The following is a 17,735-nucleotide window of genomic DNA, read 5'->3' as shown; positions in this document are numbered from 1 at the left end:
CCCTTAAACCTCGCTTCGCTCGAGAAAAGAAAAACAGTGTTTTGGTGGATTTTGTCACATCCCCTTTTTGCACTTTTATCAATGATTCATTGATGCCTGCGGAGTGCGGTCCGGTGCTGTATCACCGGATAAGTTGGAAGGAATATCGGTCGGAACGCGGCGGTACGGGAATGTTTTGTAAATATCCCTCATCATTTCATCGAGGATATAAACATTTCTGACAAAGCTTTCATCTTCTGTCTTCCAGTAGGAAGCCTTATCATCCCTGACAATGCCGTCTGCTTTCTTATAGGAGTAGATATCGATCCTGGCTGCTGTCTCAATGAATGCATCTCCATCCGAGAAAAGCATGGGGTGCATGATGATCTGCTGCCAGCGGGAGATGACCGGCATGACGACGATATCTGCTCCTGTCTGTTCAGCAAGAGCAGGAAGCTCCGAAGGCGAATACGCTTTGCCAGTATATCCCTCCGTATCCAGTTTCCTGTAGTAAGGATAGCGGAATATCGTATTCATCTCGCGGTTCACATACGAGGCCGCATAGTCGCCGTCACCAAAGAGAGCCGGCAGGAGAAGCACTGTCCTCGTATTGTCAAAATAGCCCAGCTTGCGGTTCATGACCTGCTCATCAGCTGCCATGGACACCGTGCCTGCACCCAAAATGAGGAGAAGAGCAAGAAACCATCCAAAGATTTTTTTCATAGGAAATCCTCCCTTCGATTCATGTCCTTTTCTGTATTGTAGCACGTTCAGGAAAGAGACGTCATGGGCCCGTCCCCCTCCGGACATCAAAAAAGCAGACCGCTTTGCATAGGCAGTCTGCTTTTATTCTTATCATTTACACACCGAAGTACTTGCGGATGTAGTCGACGAAAATCCTGACAGGCGTCGACTGAAGCATCGGTTCTTTGTAGATGAGGTGACTCGGTCTTAAGATCGGTTTCTTCTGTCTGTCGTAAATCATCTCACGATTGACACTCGGAGCGCATTTCGGAAGAAGATCGGCCGGAATCAAGGAATGACCAAGACCCTGGTTGACGATTTCCACGCAGGTCAGGCAGTCAGACACCGTCAGCATGAAATGCGGGGAATCGGAGAAGTTATGTCTCCACCAGCGGGTACGGAGTTCATCAAGGGACGGATCACTCCTGTAACGGATGGATGGCTGTCCCGGAAGTGTATTGTAATCGATTTCCTTGGCAGAAATCAGGTAGAGAGGCGCATCTTCAAGCAGGATGTCGGAATCCGGCCATTCCTGATTGCCTCTTACGATGGCAAGATGGATGTCTTCCTTCTTCACCAGCTTGACCAGGCGGTCGCTCGTATCCGTCGTCAGGGAAATTTCAATATCACTGTATTCGTCTACAAATCCCTTCAGGATAGCCGGCATATGGGACTGCGCAAAAGACTGGCTCGCGCCAATGCGGAGAACGCCGGAAATGGAATTCGGTTCATGCGTGACATAGTTCTTCATATCCTGATACTGCTGCAGTTCTTTTTCCGCGAAGGAGAAGAGCCTGTTGCCCGCATCTGTGAAATGCACACCTTTATTGGTACGGATGAAAAGTGGACATCCTATTTCCTTTTCCATCTGGCTCAGCCTGTACGTCAAAGAAGGCTGTGTCATGAACAGCCGCTTTGCTACCTTATTGATACTCCGCTCTTCGCGCAAATAGATGAGGATTTTCCAATCCGTGTTATTCATTCGATTACCTCACGAAACCTTTACCACTACCATAAAAAGATTTTGGTATAGAATTATTTTATTAGATTATACCATAAGTTGGCAACAGACAGAAAGACTATATTCGATATTTTTGAGAAAATTGCAAAAAAATTCAATAAACCACGCATTTTATGATGACCGCGCGGCAGATTCCTGGCAATTTCACCACTTTAAATGAATTCCCTCGGACTCCGAGATAATATTTTCTGGCGTTCCTTGTAATCAGGTACCCAATGCGCCATCAGGTCATGAAACCTCCGCGTATGTCCCTTTTCGAGAAGATGATTGAGTTCATGGACGACGACACCCTCGATGCAGGCGCCATCTTTTGTGATCAGATCGAGAGCGAAGCATAATTCGCCTGTCTTCACATTGCAGCTCCCCCATCTTCCCTTCATTTTCCGGATTGTTATATCGCCTGGAAATACACCCATCGTCTCAGCCCATTTTTTGATATACATCACGACGATCCGCCTCAGCATATCGCGCGACCATTCCTCATAAATTTTTCTGACGCTCGTTCTTGAAGAACGGACAGTTATCATGACATCCCGCCCGTTAAGGGTGCAGGCATTCGATGCGCCGCCTGCCACATGGAGCGTCACTTTCTTTCCCAGAAGAATATGCTCTTCCCCATCGGTATATTCATATTCCACTGCTTCCGGCGTCTTCTCAAGAGTCGCCAGGATCCAGTCTTTTTTCTCCGTCAGGAAACGGCGGATCAGATCTTCACTGCAGGTGCGGGGAGCCGTCACGAAAACATGCCTACCGCGTCCGACATGGATATACATGCGGCTGATGCGCTTTCTGATGACTTCCACTTCTCCCACGCCTTCTATATACATGTGCCCTCCATAAAAAAGAGGCTGTGACAAAATGCATGCATCTTGTCACAGCTCCCATGTGATTTTTTATAACTGTCCTGTTCTTTCCATGGCTGCTTTGAGCTTTGCTGCAATGCCATGCATTTTCTTCTTGCTGACTGCACAGACGGCGATTCTTACGCCGGCAGCGAGCGGAACAAGGTAAAAGTGGTCGTCATAGAGCGCCTTGCAGGCAGCTTTGGAGTCCTTTGCAGGGACGGAAATGAAGAACCCGGATTTGTAAGGAAGAATCGGAAGCCCAACTTCTTTCGCCTCTTCGACGAAAATAGCCGCTCTTTCCTGAATCAGCTTATAATATTCTTCCTTTTCCGTTTCCCATTCATTTCGGAGCTTCTCATCTTCCCAGATACGGCAGAGCGTTTCCTGTGCACCCCGTACTGTATTGGACCATGTTGCGCGGCTTGTGAAGGAATTAATATCACTGAATTCGGTGATGACATCCTGACTGGAGGAAATCGCAATCAGTGCGCCGCTTCTGAGACCGTACATCGTGAAGCCCTTGGACATGCTGTATTCCACAAGGACAAGGATATTCTCATGCAGTTTGCTGAACTTGGAGAAGAAATCTCTGGCATCCGGTCCTGCATAATCCAGGTAAGCCACGTCTGCAAAAAGAATCATGTGCTTTCCTTTTTCAGCAAGCTCAGTAAAGAGGGAAATGACGAAATCCCAGTCTTCACTCGTCAGCGCATGGCCGGTCGGATTGTGTGCCGGCGAATTGATGATGGCCATGACATTTTCCTGATTTTCAGCCATGTGCAGGATATTTCCTTCAAAGGAAGCCCTGTTGAACTGGGGATCCTCGTCAAAAAGCTTGTAAGTGCGCAGCTTCCTGTTATTGTCTTCGCAGATTGTCTTGTATGCGCCCCAGTACCAGTCGGACGTCAGGACTTCATCGCCGGGGGATGTGTAGTTATGGACAGCATGATGGATGCCGCCGGTTCCGCCAGTTGTCGAAATGGCTGCCGTATAGGCATCCGGACGATGGCTGCCAAAGCAGACGGCCTGTGCATCTTCCAGGTACTTGGGAGTGCCTGCGATCGGTGCATAGGAAATAATATCTGCCATCGGCAGGGATTTGAAAACTCTTTCCACAACAGGCAGGCAGACGATTTTTTCATCGTCATCCAGAATCGTGCCGATCGTCGCATTGACGACATGCTCAGCCCCGATTTTCTGAATATCCGCTTTCGCTGCAGCGGATGCGCCGAAAATCACATCATTGGATTTCTTCCCCTTCGCATGGGGTGCTGCCAGACTTACCATAAAAATGCGCCTCTTTTTCAGATCAATAAAAGTATGAAAACTCTTTGGAAATCAAGTGCAGGCCGGATCTGCCCGGTTATACCTTTGTGCTTTCTCCGGAAGCATGATCGGTTGTTTCAAAAAGGGCCTTTGCAAAGTCCTTCGCATTGAAGCGTTCAAGATCGTCTTCTCTTTCTCCCAGGCCGATCCATTTGACCGGGACATGGAGCTCTTCATAAATGGAAAGGACGACGCCGCCCTTGGCTGTTCCGTCAAGCTTTGTCAGGACGACGCCTGTCAGCGGAACGATTTCACCAAAATTTTTTGCCTGGCTGACAGCATTCTGCCCTGTCGTTGCATCAAGGACAAGAAGCGTCTGATGCGGAGCATCCGGAATGACCTTCTTGACGACACGGCTGATCTTTGCCAGTTCTTCCATCAGGTTGACCTTTGTCTGAAGACGGCCGGCCGTATCTATCAGGACTACATCTGCGCCTCTTGCCTTAGCGGCAGAGACAGCATCAAAAGCAACGGCCGCAGGATCTGCGCCTTCCGCATGCTTGACAATGTCAGCGCCGGTGCGTTCTGCCCAGATTGTCAGCTGTTCGGATGCCGCTGCACGGAATGTATCGGCAGCCGCCAGAAGGACTTTCTTTCCTTCCTTGTGATAGCGGGCCGACATCTTGCCGATTGTCGTCGTCTTGCCCACACCGTTGACGCCTACGACCAGAATGACCTCTGGATGATGCACTTCCTTCAGATCCTTCTCGTCATCCTTCAGAAGTTCTTCCACTGTCTTTTCCATGAAAGGCATGACTTCGTTCGTATTGTGGATCGTGCCTTCGGTAACACCGCGGCGGATCTGCCTCATCAGGAAATCCGTCGTGCGGACACCGATATCCCCGGAAAGAAGTACCATTTCCAGGTCTTCCAGGAAGTCCTCGTCAATCGTTGCATAGCCGATGACAACGCTCTCTATATTCTTGATCAAAGACTCTTTTGTCTTTGTCAGCCCTTTGCGAATTTTATCAAAAAATCCCATTGTACCCTCCTTTAGTCCTTACCCTTATATGGCTATTGTATCATTTACGTGAAAATTACGCCCGAACATTTCATCATTCCACGTAATCTTTCATTTTGACCGTCACAAGCGAAGAGACGCCTTTTTCTCCCATGGTGACGCCCTGCAGTGTATCAGCAAATTCCATCGTTCTCTTCCTGTGGGAAATGACGATGAACTGTGTCTTTTTCTTGTATTCGGCAATCATGCGGCTGTACCGGTCCACGTTGGAATCATCGAGCGCCGCATCGATTTCATCGACAAAGCAGAAGGGAGCAGGCCTGTATGCCATGAAGGAAATCAGGAGCGCAATGACCGTCAGCGCTCTTTCGCCGCCGGACATCAGCGTCAGCGGCTGGCGCTTTTTGCCGGGAAGCTGCAGGTACATTTCCACGCCGCATTCCAGAGGATGCTCTGGATCGGTCAGTTCAAGCTTCGCGCTGCCGCCCTGGAACATGATCTGCATGATGCGCCCGAATTCCTGATTGACTTTGGTGAAGGCTTCGTCAAACTGCGATGCCATCTTCTCATCGATATCCTTGATGACCGTCCGGAGCTCTTCTTCAGCGCCCCTCATGTCGTTGATCTGTTCTTCGTAGAAGTTTCTCTTTTTCAGATGCTCTTCATACTCTTCCTCGCCGGCCGGATTGACCGTGCCAAGATCGGCAATCTTTCCCGCGAGCACCTTGTCACGGTTCTTCATTTCATTCAGGGTTCCCGGAAGCTTCAGCGTTTCCACTTCTTCACGGGTCATCCCCTCTTCACTGATTTTTTGCAGCTCTTCAGCCTCTTCTTCCTTGAACCGTTCCAAACGCGCTTTCTTATCCGCCAGATCCTTTTCAACAGATGAGGACTTCTCCTGCGCCTTTCTCCAGGCTGCCTGGCTGTCGCGTTCAAGCGCTGCATACCTGTCAGTCTCGCCCTGCAGAGATTCCTGCTTCGTGCGGATGGACTCCCATTTTCCGTTTGCCTCTTCGAAATCCTGATTCAGTTTTTCCAGTGTTTCAGCAAGATTTTTCTTTGCTTCTTCATTGGCTTTCTTTTTATTTTCGAGGTCTTCCCTGTCTTTCTTCTGGTCTTCCTGCGCCTTTTTGGCGTCGTTCATCATGCGCTTTGCAAAGGATGCACGGCTTTCTGCCTTCGTCAGTCCTTCTCGGATGGCAATGAGTTCGCCTGCCTTATCATCGATCTGTTTGCGGATAGCAAGGCTCTTCTCATCTTTTCCTGGTTCAGGAATATCCTCATACGTTTTGAGAAGCTCCCAGCCTTCCGTCATCTGCTGAACGGATTTTTCCAGAGACTCGCTGATGGAAGCAAGGGCATCTTTTCCTTCTTTCAGGCGGGTTTCCTGATCCGTCTTGGTCTTTTCAAGGCCATCCTTCTGCCCTTTGAAGGAAGCAAGCGCCAGATCCATCTGATGCCAGGATTCGCGTTCTCCTGCCACCTTTTCAGAAAGGCTGTCCCTTGCCGTTTCCTTTTCCTGTTTCCTTTTCCTTAAATCAGCAAGGTCCTTTTCGCGCTTCTTTTCTTCTGCGTAAAGTTCCTTGATTTCTTCTTTTCTTCCGAAGTAGGTATTTTCCTTCTTCTTCATGGATCCGCCGGTCATGGAGCCTCCGGCATTGACGATCTGACCGTCCAGCGTGACAATGCGCAGGCGGTAGCCGTACTTCTTGGAGACTCTTCTTGCCGCATCAAGATCTTTGGCAATCAGAGTCCTTCCCAGAAGGGAGTGGAGAAGATCCTGATACAGGGAGTCCGTCTCGAAGAGGTCAGCGGCAATGCCAAGGATTCCCTCTTCCCGGGAAGCTTCCTGTTCTCTTCCGGAATAAGAGGACGGCTTCATGGATTCAAGCGGATAGAATGTCGCACGGCCAAGGTTCTTTTCCTTCAGCCAGCGGATGATGTCCCCGGCTGATTTTGTCGTATCTGTGACAATGTTTGAAATCTGGCTTCCCAGAGCCACTTCTGCAGCAGCTGTATATTCTGACGGGACATGGATCAATTCGCCAAGAGCGCCATGAACGGCGTCTCCGAAGATGGCCCTGTTTTCCATGACTGTCTTCGTTGTTCTGGAAAAGCTTGCATATTCCTTATCTGCCTTTTCTAGGTACTCGCGGCGGGAATGGATGGTACGGAAAGAGGATTCCGCTTCATTCAATTCATTTCCAATGGAGAAGCATTCATTTCTTGCCTCATCGAGTGCTTTTCTGTCGCGGATACCCTCTTCCTTCAGTTGTTCCTGACGGGCCATGGCCTCTTTTTCTTCTGCGAGCAGGCTTGCGAGCGCCTCATTCGTTTTTTGGAGTTCGCCCTCGATGCTCTTTGCTGCCTCTTCCCTTCTGGATGATTCTCCCTTAAGACGGCGGACCTCATTATCCAGGTACGCCAGTCCCTGCTCAAGCTTCTGCTTTTCTGCCATTTTCTGCCGGCTGAAATTCAGAATTTCGGAATACGCCTTTTCAGATGCTTCCAACTCTCCGGCCAGTTTTTCCTTCTCGGCTTCTGCCTGATTCTGCTTTGCAAGCCAGTCTGCCTTTTCGGCTTCAGCTGCCTTCATTTCCTCTTCATCATTCTGGATTTCTTCGATCAGTTCTTCTTCGGCTTCTTTCTGATCTTCTTCATCCTCTTTGAGCTCTTCTGTTCTTTTTTTCTCCTGTTCGAGTGCTTCTTCCTTGATCTTGTAGTCTACGCGGATACCATCGAGTTTCTCCTTAGCTTCTGCGAAATCCGTGCCTGCCTTCTTCACCTTTTCCTGATGGAGAAGCGTTTCCTGTTCGAGCTTGGCAAGAGCAGCCGCTGCTTTTGTAAGCTCTGCCTTCCACTTCACACTATCCTGCTCAAGAGTTTCCGTTTCCGCCTTGTGCTTTTCGAGGGATTCTTTGATGGAATCAAGCTTTAAGGCAGACATCGTCGCCTGCACGGCTCTTTTTTCCGCTGCAAGCGCCTTGTATGCTTTTGCTTTTTCTGCCTTTTCCTTCATCGGCCCGGTCTGTTCATCAAGCATCGCCATCATGTCCTTGACACGGTCCATATTTTCCGCCGTTTTGACAAGCTTCTGCAGGCCTTCATTCTTTCTCATGCGGTACAGGCTGATGCCCGCCACATCTTCAAAAATGGCTCTTCTTTCTTCCGGTTTTGCCGTCAGTACTTCATCGACCCTGTTCTGCCCGATAATGGCAAGGGAACCCTTCCCGAGCCCTGTGTTGGCCAGAAGCTCATGAATATCCTTCAGGCGGCAGTTCCTTTTATTGATCTGGAAATCACTGTCCCCATTGCGAAGAATTCTTCTTGTGATGGAAACTTCTGCTGTATCGAGCGGCAGCTCCCTGTTGGAATTGTCCAGTACCAGCGTGACTTCCGCGCCGTTCTTCCTCGTCCTTGATTCGGAACCTGCGAAAATGATATCCTCGCTTTTCTGTCCGCGCAGATTGCGGACATTCTGTTCCCCGAGCACCCAGCGCACAGCGTCGGAAATATTGCTTTTCCCGCAGCCGTTCGGGCCTACGATGACAGTCATTCCATCGGCGAATTCTATGGTTGTCTTATCCGCAAAGGATTTGAATCCCTGCAGAATCAAACGGAGTAATTTCATAATCTCTCCCTTTCAGGCATATATTTTCTATATTATACAGGAACAGGACGAAAAATGGGAATACAGCGCCTTCCGTCAAAAAACGCCGGAAGTTCGTGCCTCCGGCGTTTCCTTATTTCTTTGTAATGAAGGGGCTTCCTTCCAGTGTGAATCTCCAGGGGAAGCTCTTCCCGTACCTGGCGTAATCGATGTTGATGCGTTTGCTGCGCTTGACGGGATACGGCCCGTCATTCCTGCTTTCGATCCAAAGGGTATCTCCCGTAAGGTCTGTCCCGTAGAAGGATTTATTAAGGCCCATTGCCTGCGTCAGGCGCCCGGGACCGGAGGCCAGAAGCTTCATCTTGTCTGTATGGCGTCTTTCCTTCATAAGATCGATTCCATCCAGCGGTTCAAGTGCTCTTAAAAGTACGCTCGTCCCTTCTCCCTCATGGCCGCACACCACATTGAGGCAGGTGTACATCCCATAGATGAGGTAGAGGTAGGCATGTCCGCCTTCTCCGAAGATAACTCGGGTTCTTGGCGTCAAACCTTTGAAGGCATGGGCACCGTCATCTTCATGGCCCCGCCAGATACCGCCGTATGCTTCGCATTCCACGATGCGCCCAGCGGTAATCCCATCCGGCGAACGATGGACAAAGACGGCTCCTATGAGCTTCTTTGCCGTTTCAACGGAATCTCCCAGGAAGTCTTCTCTTACCCATTTCATTTCACATCGACCTGCATGCCCATTTCAATGCCCTTCGGAGGATCGGTAATAACGCGGTCTCCTTCAGACAAACCATCCATGATCATCGCATAGCCGCCCTGACGGCTTGCAATGGAAACGTCCTTGATATCGACGAGGTTTCCATCATTGACGATGGCAACCGTATTGTCTCCGATAATCGCAGAGTCCGGAATCATGATGCAGGAAACATTCTGCCCGCTTTCCACACGGATATCATACTCATTTCCGATTGTGATTTCATTCTGCGGATTATCTACCTGAATCTTATAGGTGGTATATTTTTCACCATTCTGATTTGGCTGCTGCTTGAGCTCGCCGTACCATACACCCTTGCCATCGCTCATAGACACGGTCAGTGTCTTTTCATCCTTTGCCTTTTCCATCACGGAATCAAGACGGACAGGAAGCTCGATCGTTGCGACGACTGGTGAATCCTGACGGATGACGAGTGCTGGTTTCCCTGCCATTGCCATGTGCGTATCTCCAAGATAAACCTGGGAGACGACGCCGCTGATCGGCGCGCGGACAGTGCAGGAAGCAATCGTTTTCTGAAGCGTCTGGAGTGATGCAATCAGTCCGGGATCAGGAGCTCCGCCGCCAGAAACAGCACCGCCGGACGGCATGCTTCTTCCCTTGATTTTTTCATATTCAGCTCTTGTGATGATTCCCTGCTTCAAAAGGGAAGCCTCAAGGCTGTTATCTACGGAAGGACCGTTGTAGACAGGCGCTGCCTGGGCAGAAGATTCTGCGATTTTCTGCTGCAGGGCCGATGCCTGCGCTTCATACTGCGATGCGTCGATCTTGAAGAGGACATCGCCTGCCTTGACTGTCGCTCCGATATCCGGCGGGTTTGAAATCAGGCCGCCTGATACGGAAGGAATGACAGGCGCCGTATGAAGGGCTTCCGGAGCCGCTTTTGTTTCCAATGTAAAAGGTTCTGTACTGATGGCCGCTTTTGTCACATGAACGGAAGGCGTATTTCCGCATCCAGACAGCACCATGACAGCCGCGGCGCAAGTCGCAGCCAGAGCCATCATCCATTTTTTCATTCTTTAACCTTCTTTTCTGTTATTTTTCCTTAAGTATGTCTTCTGCAATGATATCTGCCAGTTTTTCAATATCTGCATCATCATCATGCATGGAGGAGACGACATGAACCGGATCCCCCAGCAATTCGCAGTTCTTCCACTTCGATACGACATCCTTCATCAGCTGGCCGCTGACATTCGGTGTCCAGCTGCTGTTCCCGATGATGGAAACCTTTCTGTTCGTGACATTCATTTCCGTGCAGATGGCAAGGAATGCGCTCATCAGGGGATTGACTGTCATATTCATTGTCGAAGCGGCAAGAACGATGTGGCTTCTGCGGAGAATTTCTGTAAATGAATCAGCAAGGGAGACCGTGCAGACGTCCACCATCTTCAGGTTCCTGATGCCGCGCTTGGCAAGCTTGGCCGCAAGGACTTCAGCCGCCATAGCCGTATTGCCATAAGCAGAAGCAATGAAAATGTTGACTGACTGGTAATCCGGCGTCCAGGAAGCCCATTTCTTGTATTCCCCGATCAGGAAATCTATGTCTTCCTTCCTGCGGATGACCGGGCCATGGAGCGAGCAGATATAACGGACATCAAGCGCATCCACTTTCTTCAGGGCTGAGAGGACCTGCGGGCCGAAGCGGGCAACAATATTGGCATAATACTTGCGGCATTCGCCCAGGTATTCTTCTTTGTAATCCACGTCGTCAGCGAAAATGGAACCATTCAGGATACCGAATGTGCCGAATCCATCTGCGGTGAAAAGGACCTTCTCTGTTTCATCATACGTGAAGGTGACTTCCGGCCAGTGAACCATCGGAGCCTTGAGGAAACGCAGCTTGTGCATGCCAAGATCGATGACGAGCTTTTCGTCGGATGTAATGTATCTTTCAGGCATGGATACCTGGAAGTACTGTCCAAGCATCTTGAGTGCCTGCGCCGAAGCCACGATCTTTGCTTCTGGGTATGCCATGGCAAGCGCCAGAAGGGACCCGCTGTGATCGGGTTCCATATGGTTGACCACGATGTAATCCAGCTTGCGGCCGTGAAGCAGATGGCTGACATTGCCGATGAAAAGATCACGGATTACGGTATCTGTCGTATCGATGACAGCTGTCTTTTCGTCGTCGATGAAATAACTGTTATATGTCACCCCGGATTTCAGAGGAATCAGATTTTCAAATCTGGGGGAATTGAAGTCGTTGCCGCCCACCCAGTAAATATGAGGGGTCACTTGTTGTTCGTTATGCATTTTCAGGCTCCCTTGTTATTGACAGAAACATAAATATCTTATGTAAATTGCTATCGCCACACCCATTAGTATATCACGAAAAGCCCCTTTCGTGAGACGTGAAATCCCATCAAAACGGGCATAAGAATACAAAAAACTTCGATAAGATGAAGCGGCAGATTTCCTATGGTTTCCTACGCCCTCTTCCTTTCAAGACGGGCAAGCAGGCGGCCGGTCGTCACGGTCAGAATGAGGTAAATCAGGCCTGTCGTGATGAAGGTCTCCCAGACACGGTAGTATTCCGCATTGGCTGCATTGGCCCAGTACATGAGCTCGGGCGCGGCAATGACGGAAGCCAGTGAAGAGTCCTTGATGAGACTGACAAAGGAATTTCCAAGCGCCGGAAGGACGGAACGAACAGCCTGCGGAAGAACGACATAGCGAAGGCACTGCCAGTGCGAAAGCCCCAGCGCCCTTGCCGCTTCCTCCTGCCCTTCATCGACAGCGAGGATGCCGCCCCGGATTGTCTCAGCGATATAGGCCCCCGCATTGATGGAAAGCGCCAGCATTGCCGCCAGCGTCCCGTCCGGTTTCCTCATGAGCAGAGGAATAATTCCGAAGTATACGACAAGAAGCTGCAGCAGAAGAGGCGTGCCGCGAATGCACTCCATGAAACAGGCCGCGGGAAGGGAGAGGAATTTCCTCCCCGATACCCGGAGGACTGCCAGGAAGAGACCGAGGAAGAATCCCGCCAGTGATGCGGTGACGGAGAGTTCGATCGTCAGCTTTGTCCCTGATATGAAGAAAGGAACATATGCTTCAAGGATGTTCCAATTGAAATCAAACATCATACCGCTTCCTTACTTCTTCAAACTTGCCAGGACCTTCTCGTCCGGCTTTGTCTTGAACCATTCCTCATAGAGGCGCGAGTACGTTCCGTCTTCCACCATGGAAGAAATGGCCTTGTCCAGCTTTTCCTTAAGCGCCGTATTGTCCTTAGCATAAAGAATGCCAAAGTATTCCGGCTTGAACGCCTGATCATCATAAACAATCACAAGGTGCTGGTCCGGATACTGCGCCTGGATGGATTTCAGGGATGTTTCATCCCCTACTATGGCATCTGCCTGCCCTCCGATCAGCATCTGGATGGACATGGGTGTCTTTTTAATGACAGGAGCATTCTTGCCGAGAAGTTTCTCAAGAGCTTCCTGTCCTGTCGATCCATTCTGGACAGCAATGGCTTCTATGTCAGAGCGCTTCAAATCCTCAGCACTTCGGATATCCTTGTCCGGCCTTGTTAGGATGGCCTGACGGGAAATGAAGTAAGGCTTCGAGAAAAGATACGATGCCTCCCTTTCCTTTGTAATCGTGATTCCGGAAATGGCAAGATCTGCCTGATGGGAACGGATCTGCTCAAAAAGAGCTTCCCATCCTGCATCGCCAAGCTCTGCCGAAAGGCCTGCACGTTTGGCTGCTTCTTCGAGAAACACCGCATCAAAGCCTGTAATCTTCCCATCCTTCATATATTCGAACGGCTTCCAGTTCGCATGCGTCACTGCATGAATCTTGCCCGTTTCCCTGCCGCTGTCATTCCCGCAGCCTGACAAGGTGAGTCCGGCGGCAAGCAGCAGGGCTGCCGCTCCTATCCAGTATTTCTTCATATCTATCCCATCCTCTATACAGAAAAATTTCACTTTCCTCTATTATAGAAGGATTTTAGATATAATACAACTTGTTCACTATCTAATTATTTGTCTTATATCTTGTACAGTTTTCAGATTCTATCACTAAACTCACGTTTTTAGAGCTCCGTATGATTCAAGGCAAAGGGCATGCAAAAAGGCGGTGCTGTTAGCACCGCCCTGTGTCATTCAGGCTGACGAGGATGTGTTTCCAGTATCCGCCTCTTATAGATAACCCTAAGGCACGTAGGCCCTCGTCGCATGGCCTAGTATGGATAAATGAAGATCCGTCAGAAGAGCCTTTCTGATCGGAAGGACCCTCCGTGTTTCAGTAAAGATATCTACTTCTGCTTCCTTGACGTTCTGGATGAGAACGGAAAGTTTCTCTTCCATTTCCGTCATAAAAGCGATTAATTTTTCTGCCTGTTTTATGTTCATTTCAACAACAGCGCGGATAGAATGATCTTCCCCGGAAAAAGCGGCTGCATAAGCAGGCATGCCGGAAGCTGCTGTCTTGAGTTTGAAAAATGCCAGGATATTGTCGATGACCGGTACGGGTCTTCCGTCCATGACTCTTTCGACATAGAACAGTCTGAGAACCATGAGGAGCGCCGAGCATCCTACGCCGAAATCAAGGCCGAGCCAGTAAGAAGCTGCGCCAAGATCCGTCACGCTGTCCAGAAGGATGCTCATTGGGAAGCATCCGCCCCAGTAAGCGGCAACCATGAGGACGAAGGATACGCGTGTATCTTTCAATCCGCGAAGAATTCCCTGAATCGGAGTGGAAATCGCGTCGAAGAGCTGCCATCCGGCGCTGTAGATCAGGAACTGTGCTGCAATGGCTGCGACAGCTGCATCATCCGTGTATACCATTCCGATGGAATGACGGAAGAAGAGCGTAAAGGAAACGGTCATAAGAGCGCCAGCCATCGCTGTGATGAAACCGGCTTTTTTATAACGGCGTGCCAGGGAAATATCCCCTGCACCTGCTGCTGTTGCAATCAGGATTGTCAGCGCCATGGAGCAGCTGACTGGAAGCATGTACACGAGACTTGCGAAGTTGTCCGCAATCTGGTAAGCCGCCAGCGTATCCGTGCCGTACCTGGCAAGGAACACGATGATCAGGCTGAAAAGGCTCATTTCCATGAAAATGGACATGCCGCTTGGAACACCGACGACCAGGTATTCCTTCAGGTCTGCTCTGCGGATCTTAAAGGAAGAGAAAATATTCTTTCCCATAAATTCCTTCGTGGTAAGAATCACTGCAAGGAAGAGTGCGAGAAGGCATCCGTACGTAATCATCGTAGCAACGCCTGCGCCGATACCGCCAAGTCTCGGGAATCCGAAGTGTCCGTAAATGAAGAGATAATCAAGCACCGCATTCACTGGCGGAGCAATGAGGAAGAGCTTCATGGAAACAGACGTGGATCCTGCCGTGTCTGTCAGGCAGCGAAGTGGAATGATCAATGTCACGAAAGTCACGACACCCACCATAGAAAGCAGGTAGCCGCGGGCAATATGTTCAACGGCCGGTTCAAGAGCAAGGTATTCCATCAGGTTGTCGACGAAAAGGAAGTAGCCTGCTGCAAAGACGGCGGAAATGAAAAGTCCGATCATAAGGCCTGTACGGACTATCAGAGGAAGATCTTCCTTCTTCTTCTGTCCGAGAAGCTGTGCCATCATAGGCGTGCCAGCCATCAGAAGGCCGATAATGGAAGCCAGGATCGGATAGAAAAGACCGGCTCCGACAGAAACTCCGGCCAGATCATCCGCACCTGCGTGACCTGCCATCGTTGTATTGATAAAGGTAATGCCTGCCGTAGATACCTGAGCGACCAGGATCGGTATCATCACTGACAATAATTTTTTTATATCGTTTTTCACGAAAAACATGTTTTCACTCTCCAGAAAATTCCATCAAAAAAGACGCCTCGCAGCGTCTGATTCATCAGATATTTTATGGATGATTTAAACATAAGCCTTTCTTTTACTGGTCGACAAAAGAAAGCGCTTAGATCCACTCGCCGCGCGGAGTTCCCTTCCACGCGAAATCATGAAAGGAAACCGGGCACCGTAAAAAGCCGGATGCCCCGTCATTCAGTTGTTCCCGTTTTCCTTCAAGTCCGGAGGACCTGAGGGCCATAGCAGCCCATCCCCCTGCGCCGATGAATCCTTTAAAGAAGGATGTGAAAGGCGAAAGAACTCTTTTGAAGTTGAAGTTCACTCTGGACGGTACCAGAAGATTGGCTCCTTCTACATAGAAAGAAGCCATGGCAAAAAGGATATACATGCTTCCGTACATCTCAAGATCCATCAAGTCTTCAATTCTCATCGTCTTTCCCTCCTTCCTGTTATATGCAGATCTTCCTGCAAAAATCTATTTATTGTTTTTTTTAATACCTGTGTATAGTATATCGCTATACCAAGAAAAAAGCAAATTTTTCTATATGTCGTTCTGTAAATCTTCTGTAAGTCTTTTAGATACTTCTCGTCAATTCAAAAAATCCCGTATGAAGCCATATGGGATAGGATGAAGGAGTATGCGCCCAAAATAAAAAAGATGGCTTTGCTTTGCAGTATACTTAAAAAGGGTGGTCTTGAGGCCTTTCTCCGCCTCCTGGAGGCCCTGCTGAGGCAGGCACTTCTCCATAGTGGAATGATCTCCATTCTATATAAGCATATCCTCATCATTCATTTATGGACTCCTTTGGCAGTATCCAAAGAAGTATTTTTCTATGACAGTTTATAACTCAATAATATATCTGCTGCAGATGACAGAGGGAAAGTACGATGCTATTCACCCAGTCTTAATAGAAGAATTGCATAAGTTCCACTTTTTTTGTAAAGGCTTGTTATTTTTTGAACTATTATCAAAAGGTGTTTTCCATTGATTCATACCTCTTATGATATAATACAGTCAAATAAATCTATTTTAATCGAAAATGATTCAGCAATGGATTCACTCCAGTCTGTATCTATTCTTTTGATTTGCACGATATTTGCTGATTGATCCGGATTGGGACCTGTTTTCAGGACGCAGAACCGGTAAATCTAAAATCATACGAGGCTCAAGATGAAAATAAACTTTACCTCTCTTATGTATTTTCAGAAAGTGGCTGAACTGGAACATCTGACAAAAGCTGCCGAAGCTCTCCATATCGCTCAGCCGGCGCTGTCCAGAACAATCCGCAGCATGGAAGAAGAACTGGATGTCTCGCTTTTTACCCATCAGGGCCGCAACATTCATCTGACGCGAGACGGACACATCCTGCTTAAATACACTAATAAGATTTTGGGATCACTCGACGACCTCCGTCAGGAACTGCAGGATTCCAGAGATCTTCAGCAGCTCACTGTAAAGCTTGCTATCATGTCATCAAGCAGGTTAATTCCGGCTTTTCTAATGAAATTCAAGGAAGAGTATCCCGAAACCATTTTAGAAATTGTCCCGCAAAACAGTGATTCGGCCAATGCTTCGAAAACTGACCTGACTTTATTCTCAAGCCTGAAACATATTGATAATGACCATACAATCACTTTGTTCCGTGAGAACCTTGTTATGGTTTTCCCAACAGGAACTCCTTATGCCCATCTTCCTTATGTGAATCTCCATGATCTTTCTGATATGGATTTTATTATGCCTCCTAAGGGATTTCTCCTTAGGAAAACGGTTGAGGCCTATTGCAAGAAAGCTGGATTTACCCCAAAGGTCATTCTCGAAAGTGACAACCCTGATACAGTTGGTGAATTTATCAGGGCAGGTCTAGGCAGTGCGCTTGTCCCGCAAATGACATGGCATAATGCACAAATTCATAATGTCGCACTCCCGGTTGGTGATCAGGAATGTCACCGTGATCTGAACATCTCCTGGAAAACGGACTCCAAGCTATCACTGAGTGCCGTTCTCCTGCGTGAATACATCGTCGATCACTTCTGGGAATTTGTCAGGGATAATGCCAATAAAACATTCCCCATGCAATAAAGACCTCCAGGCCGACTGGAGGTCTTTTTTATTGCTCTGACAAGGATGACGGATCCTATATAAATTTTGTTCTCAACAGCTCTTCAATACATATTGAAGGGCTGTTTTTGTGTTCAGATCTGTATTTGTCCTTGGTAAAAATTCTTTCCCTGAATTCTATAACGTTTCAGTAATGACTTATAGCGCATATTGATAAGTTTTTGATTCTTAACGTAGTATTAACAAGATTTTATGCATTTCATTACAGAATTATCTCCGATATCCACCATTATATTTTACACTTCCCGCATTTATGTCCATGATTTCTTCTCTTCGCCTTGCATCCATCATTTCCCGTTTTCTTCGTATTTATCGATAATCCAAGGGTTTATTTATATTATCTGCTCTATATCCTGAGTATTTCACCCACGATTGGTATCTATTTGTATATAGGTTTACCACATCATTACATCTTATAACATTTTTGTTAGCTATACATTTCCATGTATTTTATTAACCATATTGTGATAGTTACTCATTTTTATCTAATCGGTTTCTAAAATGGTATTGGAATCAATTCCCATTTATAACGG

General features: G+C 48.3%; 14 protein-coding genes. 1 reads left to right on the top strand and 13 read right to left on the bottom strand.

What is annotated here, in order from left to right:
* Positions 1 to 78 precede the first annotated feature (78 nt).
* The 13 genes from M3200_RS00295 to M3200_RS00235 form a co-directional block, all read right to left on the bottom strand.
* Positions 79 to 702, bottom strand: coding sequence for a hypothetical protein (locus M3200_RS00295; protein WP_022381542.1), 624 nt, complete (start codon positions 700 to 702; stop codon positions 79 to 81).
* A gap of 136 nt (positions 703 to 838) precedes the next feature.
* The gene (locus tag M3200_RS00290; RefSeq protein ID WP_022381541.1) at positions 839 to 1,705 is read right to left on the bottom strand and encodes a LysR family transcriptional regulator; all 867 of its coding nucleotides are present in this window, start codon (positions 1,703 to 1,705) and stop codon (positions 839 to 841) included.
* A 191-nt stretch (positions 1,706 to 1,896) separates the two neighbouring features.
* The gene (locus tag M3200_RS00285; RefSeq protein ID WP_022381540.1) at positions 1,897 to 2,571 is read right to left on the bottom strand and encodes a M48 family metallopeptidase; all 675 of its coding nucleotides are present in this window, start codon (positions 2,569 to 2,571) and stop codon (positions 1,897 to 1,899) included.
* Between the two features lie 66 nt (positions 2,572 to 2,637).
* Entirely contained in the window at positions 2,638 to 3,876 is a 1,239-nt protein-coding gene (locus tag M3200_RS00280; protein WP_022381539.1) for an aminotransferase class I/II-fold pyridoxal phosphate-dependent enzyme, read from the bottom strand.
* A 76-nt stretch (positions 3,877 to 3,952) separates the two neighbouring features.
* Positions 3,953 to 4,897 carry a signal recognition particle-docking protein FtsY gene (gene ftsY, locus M3200_RS00275; protein WP_022381538.1) on the bottom strand — a complete coding sequence of 315 codons (945 nt, stop codon included), beginning with the start codon at positions 4,895 to 4,897 and terminating at the stop codon, positions 3,953 to 3,955.
* 73 nt (positions 4,898 to 4,970) lie between these two features.
* Positions 4,971 to 8,507, bottom strand: a complete 3,537-nt coding sequence (gene smc / locus M3200_RS00270) for a chromosome segregation protein SMC (RefSeq protein WP_022381537.1) — start codon at positions 8,505 to 8,507, stop codon at positions 4,971 to 4,973.
* A 112-nt stretch (positions 8,508 to 8,619) separates the two neighbouring features.
* Positions 8,620 to 9,213 carry a DNA-3-methyladenine glycosylase gene (locus tag M3200_RS00265; protein ID WP_022381536.1) on the bottom strand — a complete coding sequence of 198 codons (594 nt, stop codon included), beginning with the start codon at positions 9,211 to 9,213 and terminating at the stop codon, positions 8,620 to 8,622.
* Positions 9,210 to 10,283 (bottom strand): efflux RND transporter periplasmic adaptor subunit, encoded by a 1,074-nt coding sequence (locus M3200_RS00260; RefSeq protein WP_022381535.1) that lies wholly within the window; start codon positions 10,281 to 10,283, stop codon positions 9,210 to 9,212. Before M3200_RS00260 ends, M3200_RS00265 begins: the two co-directional genes overlap by 4 nt.
* Before the next feature lie 19 nt (positions 10,284 to 10,302).
* Positions 10,303 to 11,520 (bottom strand): FprA family A-type flavoprotein, encoded by a 1,218-nt coding sequence (locus M3200_RS00255; protein WP_022381534.1) that lies wholly within the window; start codon positions 11,518 to 11,520, stop codon positions 10,303 to 10,305.
* A 173-nt stretch (positions 11,521 to 11,693) separates the two neighbouring features.
* Positions 11,694 to 12,350 (bottom strand): amino acid ABC transporter permease, encoded by a 657-nt coding sequence (locus M3200_RS00250; protein ID WP_022381533.1) that lies wholly within the window; start codon positions 12,348 to 12,350, stop codon positions 11,694 to 11,696.
* A gap of 9 nt (positions 12,351 to 12,359) precedes the next feature.
* Positions 12,360 to 13,160 carry a transporter substrate-binding domain-containing protein gene (locus M3200_RS00245; protein WP_022381532.1) on the bottom strand — a complete coding sequence of 267 codons (801 nt, stop codon included), beginning with the start codon at positions 13,158 to 13,160 and terminating at the stop codon, positions 12,360 to 12,362.
* A gap of 258 nt (positions 13,161 to 13,418) precedes the next feature.
* Positions 13,419 to 15,074 carry an MATE family efflux transporter gene (locus tag M3200_RS00240; protein WP_022381531.1) on the bottom strand — a complete coding sequence of 552 codons (1,656 nt, stop codon included), beginning with the start codon at positions 15,072 to 15,074 and terminating at the stop codon, positions 13,419 to 13,421.
* Positions 15,075 to 15,192: 118 nt separating this feature from the next.
* Positions 15,193 to 15,513, bottom strand: coding sequence for a hypothetical protein (locus tag M3200_RS00235; protein ID WP_022381530.1), 321 nt, complete (start codon positions 15,511 to 15,513; stop codon positions 15,193 to 15,195).
* 741 nt (positions 15,514 to 16,254) lie between these two features.
* On the opposite strand from M3200_RS00235, the gene M3200_RS00230 reads away from it, so the two are divergent.
* Entirely contained in the window at positions 16,255 to 17,163 is a 909-nt protein-coding gene (locus tag M3200_RS00230) for a LysR family transcriptional regulator (RefSeq protein ID WP_022381528.1), read from the top strand.
* The last annotated feature ends 572 nt before the right edge of the window (positions 17,164 to 17,735 follow it).

This window comes from Dialister sp. CAG:357 (assembly GCF_000435155.1).
Taxonomy (GTDB): Bacteria; Bacillota; Negativicutes; order Veillonellales; family Dialisteraceae; genus Dialister; species Dialister hominis.
The sequence above is the reverse complement of the archived record's forward strand: the minus strand, read 5'-3'. Positions and strand labels throughout refer to the sequence as shown.